The 18,009-nt window shown below is 43.5% G+C and carries 11 protein-coding genes and 1 other annotated feature; of the genes, 9 read left to right on the forward strand and 2 right to left on the reverse strand.

The genetic code is table 11. From position 1 onward, the window contains the following. Positions 1-20 precede the first annotated feature (20 nt). On the forward strand, positions 21-1,289 hold the full coding sequence (locus tag OCV61_RS01595; protein WP_158420323.1) for a competence/damage-inducible protein A: 1,269 nt from the start codon (positions 21-23) through the stop codon (positions 1,287-1,289). A 49-nt stretch (positions 1,290-1,338) separates the two neighbouring features. On the opposite strand, the gene OCV61_RS01600 is transcribed toward OCV61_RS01595, so the two are convergent. Next, positions 1,339-1,611, reverse strand: coding sequence for a hypothetical protein (locus OCV61_RS01600; RefSeq protein WP_158420324.1), 273 nt, complete (start codon positions 1,609-1,611; stop codon positions 1,339-1,341). A 129-nt stretch (positions 1,612-1,740) separates the two neighbouring features. Here OCV61_RS01600 and OCV61_RS01605 point away from each other — a divergent pair, with 129 nt between their 5' ends. After that, a complete protein-coding gene (locus OCV61_RS01605; RefSeq protein ID WP_262582589.1) occupies positions 1,741-1,887 on the forward strand; it encodes a hypothetical protein in 147 nt (48 codons plus the stop codon). Between the two features lie 21 nt (positions 1,888-1,908). Here the strand turns inward: OCV61_RS01605 and OCV61_RS01610 are convergent, their stop codons facing one another. Next, positions 1,909-2,223: a hypothetical protein gene (locus OCV61_RS01610; protein ID WP_158420325.1), complete on the reverse strand. Its 315-nt coding sequence runs from the start codon at positions 2,221-2,223 to the stop codon at positions 1,909-1,911. 199 nt (positions 2,224-2,422) lie between these two features. Between OCV61_RS01610 and OCV61_RS01615 the strand changes: the two genes are divergently transcribed. The 7 genes from OCV61_RS01615 (at position 2,423) to OCV61_RS01645 (ending at position 17,998) form a co-directional block, all read left to right on the forward strand. After that, positions 2,423-3,805, forward strand: coding sequence for an N-acetylmuramoyl-L-alanine amidase family protein (locus OCV61_RS01615; RefSeq protein WP_262582590.1), 1,383 nt, complete (start codon positions 2,423-2,425; stop codon positions 3,803-3,805). A gap of 11 nt (positions 3,806-3,816) precedes the next feature. Next, entirely contained in the window at positions 3,817-5,520 is a 1,704-nt protein-coding gene (locus OCV61_RS01620; RefSeq protein WP_158420326.1) for a MutS-related protein, read from the forward strand. A 127-nt stretch (positions 5,521-5,647) separates the two neighbouring features. After that, positions 5,648-5,910: a binding site (T-box leader), on the forward strand. Positions 5,911-5,953: 43 nt separating this feature from the next. After that, positions 5,954-7,183: a tyrosine--tRNA ligase gene (gene tyrS / locus OCV61_RS01625; protein ID WP_158420327.1), complete on the forward strand. Its 1,230-nt coding sequence runs from the start codon at positions 5,954-5,956 to the stop codon at positions 7,181-7,183. Positions 7,184-7,269: 86 nt separating this feature from the next. Continuing rightward, on the forward strand, positions 7,270-9,909 hold the full coding sequence (gene alaS, locus OCV61_RS01630; RefSeq protein ID WP_158420328.1) for an alanine--tRNA ligase: 2,640 nt from the start codon (positions 7,270-7,272) through the stop codon (positions 9,907-9,909). 180 nt (positions 9,910-10,089) lie between these two features. After that, complete coding sequence (gene rpsU, locus OCV61_RS01635) at positions 10,090-10,266, forward strand: 30S ribosomal protein S21 (protein ID WP_004222305.1); 177 nt, start codon at positions 10,090-10,092, stop codon at positions 10,264-10,266. A 160-nt stretch (positions 10,267-10,426) separates the two neighbouring features. After that, a complete protein-coding gene (gene cls, locus OCV61_RS01640; protein ID WP_158420329.1) occupies positions 10,427-11,977 on the forward strand; it encodes a cardiolipin synthase in 1,551 nt (516 codons plus the stop codon). A 225-nt stretch (positions 11,978-12,202) separates the two neighbouring features. After that, positions 12,203-17,998 carry a DUF7601 domain-containing protein gene (locus tag OCV61_RS01645; protein ID WP_158420330.1) on the forward strand — a complete coding sequence of 1,932 codons (5,796 nt, stop codon included), beginning with the start codon at positions 12,203-12,205 and terminating at the stop codon, positions 17,996-17,998. Positions 17,999-18,009 lie beyond the last annotated feature (11 nt).

Below are 18,009 nucleotides of genomic sequence, written 5' to 3' on the forward strand. Positions count from 1 at the left end.
TAACTGCGAAAGGAAAAAATATGATTGCAGAGATTGTAACGGTAGGAACCGAGATATTGCTTGGTAATATTGTGAATACCAACAGTGCATATCTGGCAGTGGAATGTGCGAACCTTGGTCTGACTGTATATTATCAGAGTGTGGTAGGAGATAATGAAGAACGGATGAAGGCAGTGATCCGTACGGCACTGGACCGGTCTGATGTTGTGATCCTTACCGGTGGTCTTGGACCTACAGAGGATGACCTTACCAAAGAGGTAACAGCTGAAGTGATGGGGATGCCTCTTGTTGAGGATGCACATTCCAAGGAGCGCATCGAGCGCTATATGAAAGAATATAAGAAAAATAATTCCCAGCGCCGCATCACATCGAATAACTATAAGCAGGCACTCATTCCAGAGGGGGCACTTGTACTGGATAATCACAATGGGACAGCTCCTGGGCTGATCCTTGAGAAGGATGGGAAGATTGCCATTTTGCTTCCCGGACCTCCGGTAGAATTAAAGCCTATGTTTACAGAGGAGGTTTATCCTTATCTCCGCAAAAAACAGCCGGAAATCATTTACTCCCAGGTAGTGAAGATCTGCGGGATTGGCGAGAGCCAGGTGGCAGAGGATATTCAGGATATGATCCAGGCACAGACCAATCCTACCATTGCACCTTATGCAAAAATAGGTGAAGTACATTTGCGGATCACTGCAAAGGCGTCTGACGAGAAGGAAGGCAAAAAGCTGATCAAGCCTGTGGTAAGGGAACTGAAACGCAGGTTTGGCAGGAATATATTTGCAACTGAGGCAGAGAAAACACTGGAAGAAGCGGTGGTAGATATGCTTCGTGACCAGCAGCTCACACTTGCATTGGCTGAGTCCTGCACAGGTGGAGAGATTGCAGCCAGGATCGTGAATGTGCCAGGTGCATCCCAGGTATTTACCCATGGTTTTGTCACATACAGTAATCGTGCCAAGAGAAAATGCCTTGGCGTAAAGAAAGCCACACTGAAGCTGGAAGGTGCTGTTTCAGCCAAATGTGCAAAGGAAATGGCAAAGGGAGGATGTAATGCGGCAGAGGCTGACATCTGCCTTTCTATTACAGGGCTGGCAGGCCCTGACGGAGGCACAAAGGAAACACCTGTGGGCACTGTATTTATGGGCTGTTGTTATAATGGCAAGGTTGTTACACGGGAGTTCCATTTCACAGGGAACCGCACCAAGATCCGACAGCAGGCAACTGCACATGCTCTTGCTTTTTTACGTGAATGCATGATGGAAGGTATTTCAAAATCTGAGTAAAATGATTCAGCCATGAACATCAGGAATTGGTTCATGGCTGTTTTTATATTCATTTTATCATTTTCATAAGTTGTATTACCTGATCCAGTTTCCGGGTTTCTTCCGGGCTTTTTCCAATTTTTAGTACCTGTATGATGGTATCAATCTCATTATCTGAAAAATTCATACCTGCCTGCTTTCCCCGGGCAGCTGCACTCATGATGTAAGGCAGCATCTGGGAAGGGCTTTTCCCTGCTCCCTGCATGGCCAGTTGGGAAAGCATATCTAATTTCCCGCGGTCTAATTGTGACAGTTTAGGGTTGTCTTTCCAGTTTTGATCCATTTAAAACCTCCTTAAATAGGGGCAGATCTGCCCCATGATCTTTACTAATTTATGATTTTATTATTAAAATATGACAGGACAGCGGCCTGTGACATAAACTGATAGAAAGAATGAAAGCAGGAGATCGATATGGAAAAGAAAGAGAATGGCAGGCAGCGAATTATTTTTGATGGAACTGCCTTTTATGAAATAGATCTGGAATGTGTGGAACAAAAAAGAAAGGATCAGGAGAAACGGGAAAAAGAGAGAAACCGACAGACAAAAGGGGCGCATTAAGCGCCCCAAGGACAGGAATGATCAGCATCCACATCCGCATCCGCCATAGCCTGACAGGAGCAAAAGTACAATGATCAGCCAGCTGCAGTCATTACTGCCGCAGCCATTGCAGTTGTTTCCATAACCATTGCATCCGCTAAGGCAAAGTATGATGATGAGCCAGAGTATGCAATTACAGTTTCCGTTGTTCAGGTTGTTGAAGCCCAGGCATCCATTGTTGCCGCATCCATTGTTGCCACATCCATTGCTGTTGCATCCGCATCCGTTGTCACATCCACATCCGCATCCGGATCTTTCCTCAGAACATCCACAGTTGGTAGCTGCTAAATCACTCATGTTAAAATCCTCCAGAAATTGTTTACACTTCATCTTATGAACAGGACAAGATTTGTGTGAATCATAATTACACCTGTGCACAGCAACATAATTACAATGAATTGACAGATTTATTATATTAGGATATAATGAAAGAAATTTAATAACTTTGTAATCTTTGAAATGAAATCGACATAATTTGACAAACGGAGAGATGGATATGAGTGAAAAAGCAAAAAAATCTTCCAGGAATCATTTTTTACTGGTGCTGTTAGCGGTATTTGCTGCAGTACTCACATTACAAATGGGAGCAGGGGAAGTGAAGGCTGCTGCCAAGGGATTTCGTACAGTAAAAGGGAAAACATACTACATAGATGACAGCGGCAAGAAGCATAAAGGCTGGCTGAACCTGAACGGAAAAAAATATTATTTCAATAAGAAAACAGGGGTACAGGTAAAGGGCTGGCAGTTAGACAGTAAGGGCCGGAAAGTACGGTATTTTTCCATGGGCAAAGGGATCATGGCCACCGGCTTTGTAAAGGACAAGTCTGGGATCACACGTTATTTTTCCCCTGCAAACGGACGTATGGTTACTGGATGGATGAAAGATGCCAATGGATACCGGTATTATTTTAAAAAGAACACAGGTGCCATGCTGAAGGGATGGGTAACTGTTTCCGGCAGGAAGCGGTACTTTTCCGGTTCCGGCCGTATGGCTACAGGCTGGGTAGTGAATTCCAAACAGCATGCCCGGTATTTCAGCCCAAAGAGCGGTTTTATGTATACCGGTCTTCAGAAGGTAGATGGAGCATATTACTATTTTGTAAAATCAACAGGCTTCCGTTACCAGAAGGGCTTTTACACCATTTCAAAGAAGAAATATTATTTTAATCCAACGGATGGACGTGCACAGACCGGTTGGCTTACATTAAATGGCAAAACATATTATTTTAATTCCAAAGGGGTTATGTATACCAATACAACAGCAGTGATCGACGGTATATCTTATAAGTTCAGCTCCAGCGGCGTTGCTTCTCAGGTTGCTGCTCCAAATGTGGTTGCCAATGATAAGACCATGATTGTCTATGATGAGAAAAATGCCAGAAATTATACAGTAATGAAGGAATACTTAAGCCATCCGGGTGTTGCTAACGGAGAAAAGTCTGATCTGGATCTGTTGGCAGCTTTCTGCGAGTCTGAGGCTGGCAATCAGGGGCTGGTAGGTATGGAAGCTGTAGTACTTACCGTGCTGAACCGTACCATTAAGGCAGACAGGGAGTTTCCATCCAGTGTACGTTATGTGCTGTACCATGGCACCACATTCCCACAGTATTCAGTTGTGACAAATGGAGTACTTCTGAAACGTCTGAATGGGCAGTTTGATAACAGGGAGCTTGCTTATCAGGCAGCCAGTGAAGCGATGAAGATTTTTAATGATTATGTGACAAATGGGACTAAGAGGACGCTGAAAGGCATTGATACAAAAGACTTCAATTACATGTATTTTATGACGATCAGTGCATACTGGAAACAGCCACTTAATTTCAGTAAAGTGAAATCCTGTCAATATAAGGATCATATGTTTTTTGTTGACTGGGTATAAAGGAGGCTGGGATGAACCATTCATACCTTACATCGATTTTGATGGCAGCAGGATTTATCCTGCTGTTTGTCATATGGATACTGCATGAAAACAGGAAAAACCAAAAACAGCTTCTTCAAAAGATCAGAAACGCGTACGGAAAGCCGTCGCAGCGTAGATATGAGCCAGGGGATCTGGATAAGATCTCTCATTACTACAAACGGATAAAAGAAGATAGATTTTATATTGATGACATTACCTGGAATGACCTGGATCTGGACAGTATGTATATGATGGTGAATCAGACCATTTCCTCACCAGGAGAGGATGTGCTTTATTCCATGATGAGGCTTCCCGTGTTTTCAAAAGAAGAAGCAGATAAAAGAGAAGATCTGATTCAGTTCTTTGCTGCTTCCCAGCAAAAAAGAGAAAGGCTTTTACAGTCTTTGGCCAAAATCAGCAAAAATGGCGCAGGCTCTCTCTCGGATACAGTACTGGCCTTAAAGGATGCGCCAAGAGTGCATACAGGGATTCATGCGGTCCTTCTTCTGGTACTTCTGGCCAGCCTGGTGATCCTTCCTTTTTCGCCGGTTTATGGATTTTTCTTTTTGCTGATTATCATGATCACCAATGTGGTGGTGTATTATGCCGGCAGGGACAGGAAGCTGATCGAAGCCTACCTTATCTGTTTTTCCCAGCTGATACGTATGCTTTCAGCTGCAGATGAATTGGAATCAGTGGATTGGCCGGAAATCAAGGAGCAGATGGATGGTATCAGGGAGGGCAGGAAGGCCTTTCACAAAATTCGGAAAAGATCTGTTTTTATCACTGGCAGTAATGGGGCTGGGGATGGCCTTCAGGTAGTAATGGACTATGTGCGTATGCTGACCCATGTAGATATTCTTGTATATAACAGCCTGCTGGATCAGGTTCAGGGAAAGACCGGGCAGATCCTGCAGATGATCCAATGCATCGGGGAACTGGATGCTGCTATTTCTATAGCATCCTTTCGTGAAATGCTGTCTTACTGGTGCAGGCCGGAATTTCTGCCTTATACTACAGCACAGCCTGTTTCCCTGGAAGCGGCTGATCTGTATCATCCCCTTCTTACAGAAGCAGTTGCAAACAGTATCCAGGCTAAGGGCGGCACACTTGTGACAGGCTCCAATGCTTCCGGAAAGTCTACATTCCTTAAAAATGTGGCTTTAAACAGTATTCTGGCGCAGACCTTACTTACCTGTACCTGCAGCTGTTACAAGGCTCCTTTTTTGAAGGTTATGACTTCCATGGCTCTTAGGGATGATTTGTCCGGCGGCGAAAGTTATTTTATTGTAGAGATCAAATCCCTGAAAAGGATTCTGGATGAAGGTAAAAAAGAAGTTCCTCTATTGTGCATCATTGATGAGGTCCTTCGAGGAACCAATACGATTGAAAGAATTGCTGCATCCTCTCAGATCCTGAATGCTCTTGACAAAAAATGGATCCTGCCTTTTGCAGCCACTCATGATATTGAGCTTTCTTATATTCTGAATGGTGTTTATGAGAATTACCATTTTCAGGAAGAGGTACGTGAGCATGAAGTGGTGTTTGATTATATCCTGAGAAAAGGACGGGCAACCACCAGAAATGCGATACGTCTTCTGGATATGCTGGGATACGATCCGAAGATCGTAAAAGCAGCAGGAATGGCGGCAGAGAATTTTGAAAGAACCGGTGTATGGAGAACAATAAACTGATTTTGTATAATTTTGGTATGGTGCAGATTTCTTTTAAAACGGTGACTGCATTGCATTAAGTTGTAAAAGCACTCTGGAAAAGCCTTGACTTTTTTGGGGCATCTTTGTATACTTGCAAATATATCAGAAAAAGACTTGGATGGGAAAGAGTAGCATAAGGATAAGCCTACAGAGAGCAGCCGGAGGGTGAGAGGCGCAGGTGGAAATTATGTGAATACCTCCCGGAGTTCCGCACCCAACAGATGATCTGTCTTAGTAGGCTGCGGCGGTGTGGCGTCCGTTACAAGGCTGAAGTGATTTGCTATAAGAGCCAGTCACTTGCGGAGGCAGAGAATGTGAGTTCTCAGCAAATTTAGGTGGTATCACGGGATCCCGGTTCTCGTCCTAAAAGGACAAGGAGCCGGGACTTTTTTATTAACAGGAGGAAAGAAAGATGACAGTTTGGGAAGAACTGAAAGCGAGAGGTCTGATCGCGCAGGTGACAGACGAGGACGAGATCAAGGAATTGGTAAATAATGGTAAGGCTACATTTTATATTGGCTTTGACCCCACAGCAGACAGTCTTCATGTAGGACATTTTATGGCACTTTGCCTGATGAAACGTCTTCAGATGGCAGGCAACCGTCCTATCGCACTGTTAGGCGGCGGTACAGGTATGATCGGAGATCCTTCCGGCAGAACAGATATGCGTCAGATGATGACTAAGGAAACCATTCAGCATAACATTGACTGTTTCAAGAAGCAGATGGAACGCTTTATTGATTTTTCAGATGGCAAGGCTATGATGGTGAATAATGCAGACTGGCTGATGAACCTGAATTACGTAGAGCTTTTAAGAGAGGTTGGCCCTCATTTCTCAGTCAACAGAATGCTGACAGCTGAGTGTTACAAGCAGCGTATGGAAAGAGGCTTAAGCTTCCTTGAATTTAACTACATGATCATGCAGAGCTATGACTTCTACATGCTGTTCCAGAAATACGGCTGCAATATGCAGTTCGGCGGCGATGACCAGTGGAGCAACATGCTGGGCGGTACAGAGCTGATCCGCAGAAAGCTGGGCAAAGATGCTTATGCAATGACCATCACTCTTCTGCTTAATTCAGAGGGCAAGAAGATGGGCAAAACCCAGTCCGGAGCTGTATGGCTGGATCCTAATAAAACCTCTCCATTTGATTTCTACCAGTACTGGCGTAATGTAGATGATGCAGATGTGATCAAATGCATGAAGCTTCTTACCTTCCTTCCTTTGGAGGAGATCCAGGAGATGGAGAAATGGGAAGGAAGCCAGCTGAACAAAGCCAAAGATATCCTGGCATATCAGCTGACAGAACTTGTTCACGGAGAAGAAGAGGCAAAGAAGGCCCAGGCCGGTGCACAGGCACTGTTCGGCGGCAGTGCAGATACAGCCCATATGCCATGTACAGAGCTTGAGGAAAGTGATTTTGCAGAGGATGGGACCATTGATCTGATCACTCTTCTTGTAAAATCAGGTCTTGTTCCTACCCGTTCCGAAGGCAGAAGAGCCATTGAGCAGGGGGGAGTTTCTATTGACGGAGAGAAGAATACTGACATCCGACATGCCATGAAAAAAGAAGACTTCCAGGGTGAAGGTGTGATCCTGAAGCGTGGAAAGAAAAAATTCAATAAAGTTTGCTTAAAATAATAAGATATGCTAAGATAAAAAACAGTGCTTCCGCAGCTGCAAACAAGCGGCTGTGGACATTTTGAACGATGTAGGAGGAAATAGAAATGAAGAAATACGGAGTGAACGAACTTCGAAAGATGTTTCTGGATTTCATGGAAAGCAAGGGACACCTTGTAATGAAAAGCTTTCCCCTGGTTCCTCAGGGAGACAAAAGTGTTCTTCTGATCAATGCAGGTATGACACCTTTAAAACCATACTTTACAGGAGCTGAGAAGCCGCCTCGTACAAGGGTAAGTACCTGTCAGAAGTGCATCCGTACAGGTGATATTGAGAACGTAGGAAAGACTGCCCGTCATGGTACATTTTTTGAGATGCTTGGTAATTTTTCCTTTGGCGATTACTTTAAGAGAGAGGCACTGAACTGGTCCTGGGAGTTCCTTACACAGGTAGTAGGACTGGATCCGGACAGACTGTACCCTTCTGTATATGTGGATGATGATGAAGCTTTCCAGATCTGGAATAAAGAGATCGGCATCCCGGCAGAGCGTATTTTCAAATTCGGCAAAGAAGACAACTTCTGGGAGCATGGAGCAGGTCCTTGCGGTCCATGTTCAGAGATCTATTATGATCGTGGTGAGAAGTATGGCTGCGGTAAGCCAGGCTGTACAGTTGGCTGTGATTGTGACCGCTATATGGAAGTCTGGAACGATGTTTTTACACAGTTTGAGAATGACGGAAATGGCAATTATACAGAACTGAAACAGAAGAATATTGATACAGGTATGGGGCTTGAGCGTCTGGCTGTAGTTGTACAGGATGTGGATTCCATTTTTGATGTGGATACCATCTGCTCCCTGCGTAATCTTGTAAGCAAGATTTCAGGCAAAGAGTACGGCGTGAAGCATGAGTATGATGTTTCTATCCGTCTGATCACAGACCATATCCGTTCTGCTACATTTATGATTTCTGATGGTATTATGCCTACCAATGAAGGAAGAGGTTATGTACTTCGCCGTCTGATCCGCCGTGCAGCCCGTCATGGACGCCTTCTTGGTATTGAGGGAGCATTCCTTTCCAAGCTAAGTGAGGAAGTGATCAATGGTTCCAAGGACGGATATCCGGAGCTGGAAGAAAAGAAGGATTTCATCTTCAGGGTACTTACTAATGAAGAGAATCAGTTCAATAAGACCATTGACCAGGGTCTGCGTATCCTTGGCGACATGGAAGAGGATATGAATCAGTCAGGGGAGAAGACACTTTCCGGTGCCAATGCATTCAAGCTGTATGATACTTATGGATTCCCTCTTGATCTTACAAAAGAGATCCTGGAGGAAAAGGGATACCAGGTAGACGAGGATGGCTTTAAGGTTGCTATGGATGAGCAGAGGAAAAAAGCTCGTGATGCCCGTGAAGTAACAAACTACATGGGCGCAGATGCTACAGTATATGACCAGATCGATACCTCTGTTACTACTGAGTTTGTAGGCTATGATCATCTGACTTTTGATTCCAAGGTGACCGTTCTTACTACAGAGACAGAAGTAGTATCTTCCCTTATGGAAGGACAGAAGGGTACTGTATTTGTAGAGCAGACACCATTTTATGCAACTATGGGCGGTCAGGTTGGCGACACTGGTGTGATCCAGACTGCAAATGGCAGATTTGTTGTAGAAGATACCATTAAGCTTCGTGGCGGCAAGTTTGGCCATGTTGGTTACATGGAGTCTGGCATGATCTCAGAGGGAGAGACCGTTTCTCTGATCGTGGACAGCCAGGCAAGAAAAGATACAGAGAAGAACCACAGTGCTACACATCTGCTTCAGAAGGCATTAAAGGTTGTACTTGGTGCACATGTAGAGCAGAAGGGTTCCCTTGTAACACCAGACAGACTGCGTTTTGACTTTGCTCATTTCCAGGCAATGACCAGTGAAGAGCTGTCAAAGGTAGAGGATCTTGTAAATGAAAAGATCCAGGCATCCCTTCCTGTTAATACAAATGTGATGGATATTGAGGAAGCAAAGAAATCCGGAGCTATGGCATTGTTCGGAGAGAAATACACCCAGAAGGTACGTGTGGTTTCCATGGGGGACTTCTCCAAGGAACTTTGCGGTGGTACCCATGTAGCAAATACAGGGGAGATCATGCTGTTCAAGATTGTTTCCGAAGCAGGTATTGCAGCTGGTGTACGCCGTATTGAGGCTCTTACAGGCAAAGGTGTTATCGAATATTACAAGAAACAGGAAGAAATGCTTCAGGAAGCTGCCAAAGCATTAAAGGCAAATCCATCTCAGGTAGTGGAGAAAATCCAGCATCTGCAAAGTGAATTAAAGGCAGTATCTTCCGAGAACGAATCCCTTAAGAGTAAGCTGGCACAGGGAGCACTTGGGGACGTTATGGATCAGGTTGTGGAAGTGAAGGGCATTCGTCTTCTTGCTGCAAAGGTAGAGGGCGTTGATATGAACGGACTTCGTGACCTGGGCGATCAGCTGAAGGAAAAACTGGGCGAAGGCGTAGTTGTCCTTGCAGCAGTGAATGATGGTAAGGTAAATGTACTTGCCATGGCTACGGATGCTGCCCAGAAGGCAGGAGCACATGCAGGTAATCTTGTAAAAGCTGTGGCTGCTATTGTTGGCGGCGGCGGTGGCGGACGTCCGAATATGGCCCAGGCCGGCGGACGTAATCCTGAAAAAGCAGATGAGGCTATTGCAGCAGCTGCTGGTATTCTGGAAGGACAGCTGAAATAATCCGTCTTTTGGAAAAAGATTCAGACCCGGCAGGAATATGCAAAAAGATTTTGCAAAAAAAGCCAAAAGTTGTTGACGAACCAGCAGGGTATGATATATAATAATGTTCGTGCAAGAAAAATACCCATACAGTTGTATTTCAGCACAATCTACAACTGGAGGGAGGTTAGGTGTGGGTCTATGTCAAACGTAATCGTCAAAGAGAACGAGACTTTAGATAGCGCTCTTCGCAGATTTAAGAGAAGCTGTGCGAAAGCGGGTATCCAGCAGGAAATCCGTAAGAGAGAGCATTACGAGAAGCCAAGCGTTCGTCGTAAGAAAAAATCTGAAGCCGCAAGAAAACGTAAATATAATTAATTGTGCGCAAGAAATCCCTGACTGATACGGTCAGGGATTTTTATCTAAACGGATATACTTTTAAACGGATATACTTTTAAACGGATATACTTTCTGACGGTGGCATCACTATGTATGATAGGGAAACAGTTGGAAAGCTGGCGGGAAAGGACAGGAGATTATGATCATACTGAAGAAAATCGCAAAACTTATTTTTAATCGATTGTTTTATGTGGTGTTTGCTATGGCTGTACAGCTGGGGTGGCTCCTGCTTCTGTTCTTAAAAGCTGCCAGCTATTCCAGATATATTTCAGTAGGACTTACTATTTTAAGCATTCTTGTTGTGCTGTGGATCGTAAACAGAGAGATCAATCCTTCTTACAAGCTGGCCTGGGCAATGCTGATCCTCAGTCTTCCTATTTTCGGACTGGTACTTTATCTTGTGTTTGGACAGTCCAGGATCGCCAGGACTATGCAGATGCAGTTTAATGAAATGCTTGTACAGACCAGTGATTATTTGAAAGATGATTCAGACACCAGAGAGAAGCTGGAGGCAGCAGATCGCTCAGCCTGTATACAATCGGATTACATTTTTCGTTCTTCCGGATATCCGGTACATGAGAATACTACAGCTGAGTATTTTCAAGTGGGTGACGATATGTTTCCTGTACTTATCAAAGAACTGAATCAGGCAAAGCACTATATTTTTATTGAATACTTTATTATCCATGATGGAGTAATGTGGCGGACCATTCTGGATATCCTGGAGAAAAAGGTTAAGGAAGGGGTAGATGTACGGCTGATCTATGATGATATGGGATGCCTTACAACGCTTCCTCACAAATATTATCTTCAGCTCCGTGAAAAAGGGATCAAGTGTGAGGTATTTAATACCTTCCGCCCCATTTTGAATATTGTCCTGAACAATCGTGACCACCGAAAGTTCTGTATCATTGACGGATATGTAGGATTTACAGGCGGGATCAATCTTGCAGACGAGTATATTAACCAGAAGGAAAGGTTCGGACATTGGAAGGATACTGCAGTTATGCTGAAAGGCGAGGCTGTCTGGAATATGACAGCCATGTTCCTTCATATGTGGAAGGTAGTGACAAGATCCAGAGATTATGCCGAATTTGACCATTACCTGCCTCATACATGGCACAAGGATCAGTTTGAAAGTGACGGCTTTGTTCAGCCATTCTGTGATACGCCGCTGGATGGAGAGACGGTTGGTGAGAATGTATATCTGAATATCATCAACAGAGCCAAACATTATGTATATATCTGCACCCCCTATCTGATCATTGATAATGAGATGATGACTGCTCTTTGTCTTGCTGCCAAAAGTGGTATTGATGTAAGGATTATGACACCGGGTATCCCGGATAAGAAGATGGTCTTCCTGCTGACACAGTCCTACTATAAGCAGCTGCTGGAGGCAGGGGTGAAGATTTATGAGTACCAGCCAGGCTTTCTTCACGCCAAGTCCTTTGTGTGTGATGATGAACTGGGAGTTGTTGGTACCATCAACCTGGATTACCGCAGCCTGTATCTTCATTTTGAAGATGGAGTATGGATCTGTCGTAATAAGGTAGTTATGGATATTAAAGAGGACTTTGTGGAGACGTTGCATTATTGTTCACCTGTGACTTTAGAATTTTGCAAGAACCGAAATATTTTTGTGAGGATCATGCAGAATATCTTAAGGCTTTTTGCGCCCATGTTGTAATATGCGAATGAAATCCCTGTGGATTCCTGTTGGTAATATTTGCCAATAAGGATCTACAGGGATTTTTCTGCAATAAATGATGCCAAATCTAAACAAGGAATGTGAAAATTGTTATGAATCCATGAAAAGTTATATAGAGCAGATAAAGGAAGAAAAGTATAATATCATTTATAGTGGCATTGCAAGCTGCTCGACTTGAAAAGGCACACAATGAGGGAGGCAAACATGTTGAGAAGAAAATTATGGAACAAAATGATAGCCTTAGGGCTTTGCATTTCCATGGCAGTGGGCGGAAATGCAGCAGGCTTTTTGACAGAAAGCATGGCATATGGATCTGAATTTTCTGATGGAGAAGAACAGAACCAGAAAGGATCAGGGGAAGCGGATCCATCACCGGCAGAAGAACCTGAAGAAATTGATATATCTGATGAAGAAGGACCTGAAGACATAAATGAGCCTGAAGAAGCTGATCTTTCCAGCCAGATTCAGGAGGCAGAAGATGCACCTGAGGACGTACAGGAAATCATGGATGTGCCCCAGGAGGAAGAGAGCACAGACCAGGATGAACAGGAATATACAGAAGCAGAGGAATTTCTGGATGATCCGGATCTGCTTGAAACCTCCAATCAGCCTGTAGATGGGATAGAGGATATAATTGATGTGAATAACCCGGAGTGTGGGATTATTTATGATATTGATACAACAGGTATGACATTGGATGAAACATACAATGACATTTTCTTAGATGGAAACTATAGATATATGTCTTCTATGTATTACAATGGCACATGGTATCAAGGAAATCATGGGTATCTTTTATATGGCTGGAATGATATAGAAAAGAAGTATGAATTTTTAGTTGCAAATAATATTAGTCAGAGTACAATCAGACTTTTGAAACAACTGGAACAATATGGAGATGCAGATAAATACAGCAAGTATCGTATGATAATAATGCCATTTTATTACAATTCCTATCAGAAGAAATATATTCCTGCAAGCATACTTATAAAATATAAAGCCAGATGGATAGATAATATGAATTATTCGGTAATTGATAATATGGTTTTTTATGAAAAGAAACAAGTATCAGATGCAGGCAATGGCAGCCCCATGCCAACGATGCCTGACACTTGGGAGACAAATTATTCTGCGCCTGAAGATTCTGTGAGATTAACCGATTCTGATTTACGTGTTGTTACACAAATTCAGAATATTCAATCACGTAAGGCGGTTTCTTATAAAGAAAGTGGACTTCCAGATGGAAGTGTAATGATTACAAATACCGGTGAAAAGGATGTGATAATTAAGGCGGAAGTAGAACTTACAGGGAAAACTGAATTTGTTGACAATAATGGGGACTGTAAAATATTCAATAAATCATCGGAGGTACGTTCTTGTGGCTTGAAAGGCGCATTATATGAGAAAAATGAACAGGGAAACTGGAAAGAAATAGAGAACAGCAGGTCTTCTATTTCTTTGGGAAGTAATGAAAGAACATTAAAACCTGGTGACGCTTATGTTGTGTATGCGCCGGTCTCAGTTCTTTATAATTACCAGGTATGGATAAAACCTCAGGTTCAGGAAGAGGAACTGTCTATAGAGTATAAAGAACTGACAGAAGGGAATGTGTGGAAACAGTCAGGAGAAAAGTGGACCGCTGTACTGTCCTCAGATAATGAACTGGAAGAATCACCAATACTTGGTATTCAAGCAGAAGAAGCTTCGCTTCCTACATATAAAGAGAATGGGCTGCCTAACTATGCGCTTCTTGTACGCGGCGATCCAAATACCGGAACAGTTACCGGATACGATGGGGTTGAAAGATATCCAGGGTATTTTATAAGGGTGAATCCCTGCTGGGACAAAAATCATAATAATCAGCCAAACACTTACCAGAACTCTGCACTTCGAGCTGTGTGTATTTATTATAAACTGAATCAGGAAACCGGAAAGTATGAACTGGAAGAAGAATACAAGAGACCAGGAAAACATGGATCTTATACTACTAATGCAATAGAAACATATACAGATACTTCCGATTATGTTCATTGTTTTTATGTAGATCCGGAGCCTGATGAAGTAGCGGCAGTAATTCCTTTGGATTGTACAGCGCCTGTTGAATTTAGATATTCTTCCAATAAGCTAGCAGATTATTTAAAGAAATGCAGCCGTAATTACTGTTTTCAGTATCAGGTATTCCTGAACAGTACTCAGGATTGGAAGATAACAGGAGTAACATCCCTGGACGGAGAAAGTACCCCATATTACAGTGAAGACATGGTAAAAGGAAGCTGGCTGACCTATGGACATGATCCGGCAGATCATAAAGGTACTGCAGGGGCAGATCTTATGGTTTCCGTAGAAGAGCAGACAGATGGAACTGTTCTGGAGTATGGGGCAGATGGTCTCCCAAATATCGGACTTCGATTAGAGGTGGGCGATATTCCGGACACCGGTTTGGACGGACTGTTGAAGGTAAATATCTCAGTGCCTGAAGCATACAAAAATGGCGAAGCCGGAATGGGATACAGTACAAATGAACTGTACAGGAGTTCTGATACGTATGAATGGCGATACCAGATCACCGGCAGGGGCGGAACCAGGATGCTGGCAGCACAATACAGGCTGGGAGATGAGGGAATCTATGAAGAGAAAGAATATCAGATCCTGAATGTTTCCTCTGAAAAGAAAACCGGTTTTGATCTTTCAGATTTGAATCTTCAAAAAGGAGATATTATCTGTATCCTGCCTTACAGCCCGGAGTATACGGGAAGTTATGTTGTAAGAGAGAACTCAAGCTATGATAGAAGAAATGTTTATTCTAACGGATATTATAGATGGGGTGGTTTGGTTCTTTCCGAGGCGCAGTATGGAAGCAGTCAGAAGATCAGATATTTTAATTTTGATTATAATGTAGAATTGTCTGGAAATGAAGAGAACCTTATGCTTACAGGGCAGGATGATACACAGATCCAGAAGGAAGGCCAGGCTTTTTATGGCATCAAGTCAGTCAGTGATGATGGACTGAGTCTTCAGAAAGCAGAATTGTCTGTAAAGGAAGATACGAGGGAGGATAAGTGTGGGATCGGAGAAAACGGACTTCCTAATTATGGGATCATTGTCCTGCCTGGGGTTAGAGAAGAGGAATTGCTGCTTTCTTCAGATCAGCCTGGATCAGGAGAATATGATTATTATATAAAAGAGTATTATAAAAAGGGAGAGGATGGGATTTATACTCCTTATTCTGATACAGTAACTGTATATCAGGCGAAAAAATCAGGGGACAGGATCAAGAAGGTTAATGAAGAAACAGATCCTTCTATCGTGGCGGTTATAAGACCAATCCTTCCATCGGCTGCTTTAAAAAACAAATCGTTTACATCGGATTATTACGATGGTGCATCTTATCGGGAGTTTCAGCAATCTGATGGACCATTTGAAAAAACAGACAGCAGTGGTAAAATCCTGTATCCTCAGAATGGTACGGTAAAATACCGGTTCTGGAAATATAAAATGGATTGGGATTCCGGTTATGCATACAGTTATTATTATCTTGGATCTATAAAAAGATGGAAGAATCAGAACTGGGAGAGCACAGAGCCTGTTACATACAGTACAAGCCGTACTCCTTATGGCATTTCAGGAACTCTTGATCTTAGGGATCAGAAAGAAAGAAATCATGTGCTTCAGGCAACTGATTGGGGATCATCATACCTTTACTGCACAGATTTAAGTGAAAACGGCCTTCCCTATGAAGGTCTTGTGATCCAGAATAAAAATGTAGGTGGAACCTCTGATGAGATGGCAGAGATCAATGTTCGCCTGGATATGTCAGAACAGGGAACCGGAGGCGAATACTCCCTTGGCCGTATGCATTTCTGGGCCTGGTTGTATCAGAAGGACGAAAATGGAGTATGGCATAAGGCTGATAATAAAAATGACTATGGCGACTGGATCAACCTGGGAGTTCCGGGCAAAGGCTGGGCTTATTGGGAATCAGGGGATCTGGATGCTGACTATGGCTATACAGTACACGCTCATTTGAAAGATAATGAAGCCATTGTGATCCTGCCTCAGTATCGTCTGTGTGATTTTTCATATACTGTGTCTTTGAATAACAGTAAAGATTTTGATATAATCACGGAGAAATGCCAGCTACCTGCAGATGTACAGTTGTCCGGCAGACAGACCTATAAAGGCACAGTTTTCCAGTGGCCGAATCAGGATAATCCGGCTACCCATCTGGTATTGGCAACTTCACCTAAGAATACAGCTTCCGGTGAAAACGATACAGCTTCCAGACTGACAGACGTAAGATCTTTGCCTGTTACATTGTTTGATTATGATTTCGGAAACTGGGATGGCTTTGAACTGGCAAAGCAGAGTGCACAGTACAGGTTCCGGTACGATCCGGTAAATGTAAAAAATACACCTGTGAATTCTTTTTACAATACTGTTTTCCCGGGGATTGTGAAGAACCAGCTGGGAGAGGATGGGCTTCCGGTGCTTAATTACACCACACCGTTTTCACTGTTTGACCAGACTCAGGCGGCAACTCCGGTAAATGGGGGTACAAAAACAGTTTACTCAAATGTTGGATTTGATTTTGTATATGATCCGGCTTCCAATGAATACAGTTATCAAAGCAGTCTGAACCATGCAGGCTATGATGCTGGCACAAATAAGATCTACCAGTATGACAAGGCTCTTGGTATTGACGGATGGGGTAGTAAAGGAGCTGGTTTCCTGCCGTTTAACAGTTTTCAGGATGAAGGCGTATGGGGAACAGCAGATAAAGGCACGGAAGGGATCTATCTGCTGGATCAGATGAAAACCGTGGATTATCATTTTGGAATGAGCATGGAAAAGGATTTCCTGATCCCGGAAAACGGAACTGTTGCAGTTACAGATGTACAGGGAACTGTTAATGACAGGAAAGACCTGGTATTCTCCTTCAGCGGGGATGATGATGCATGGCTTTTCATTGACGGACAGCTTGTGCTTGATATGGGTGGTATCCATGAGACAGTTTCCGGAAGCATTAATTTTACAAAGGGAATCTATACTGTTACCAGCAGTGTGACCGGTGATGTACAGACCGGTTCTCTGTCTGATATTTTCGCAGGATATCCAAAGGCAATTGGGGCATTTGACGATTCAGAGTGGGCAGCAGGGACAAAGCATACCTTTGCATTCTATTACCTGGAAAGAGGCGGCACCCTGTCAGACTGTGCGATCAAATTTAACCTTCCTGTATTTAAGGAATTCTCTGTTACCAAAACAGTAGAAGGTAAAGAAACAGATCAGAAATTTGATATGGTGCTGGAACTGTTTGAGACAAATGGGGATCCATATAAAGGAAGCCTGTACCAGGTTACAGATGGAACAAAGACCAGTATCCAAACAGAAGAAGGTGCATACAGTTTTTCATTGAAGGACAAGCAGACCATTAATTTCTGCGTTCCTCAGGAGTGCATGAGTTACTCTGTGACTGAAAAGAATCCGGAAGGGTGTTCAGTAAGCTGGAAGTCCTCAGATGGCTTATCAGGCGAGGGAAGCGCTACAGATAAGGTATCCTCCACGGCAAATACAGAGATCATTAACCAGTATGTGGCACCAACGGCTACGCCTGTTCCGACTGAGAAACCAAGGCCTACAGACAAGCCGCAGCCAACACCGGACATTACGGAAACACCGCAGATCTCTGCTACACCAGAGCCTGCACCTCAGGTAACAACTCCGGCTCAGACAGTGACTCCAAAGCCGGAAAAGACACCAACAGCTACACCTGTTTCCGAAGAAAAAGAGCCAACGAATACACCGGCTCCTGGACAAGGTGGAAGTTCATATAGAGGCGGCGGTTATGGTGGATCCTCAGGCGGCAGCAGCACAGGAACTTCTTCTCCCAAAACAGGGGACACCAGTGATATGGCATTATGGCAGTGTCTGCTGCTGATGGCAATTGCTGCGATTCTTGCAACAGGCTGGAAGCTGCAAAAAAGAAAAATAAATAAATGAAACGGATAGGC

This window comes from Blautia ammoniilytica, assembly GCF_025566965.1.
Taxonomy (GTDB): Bacteria; Bacillota; Clostridia; order Lachnospirales; family Lachnospiraceae; genus Blautia_A; species Blautia_A ammoniilytica.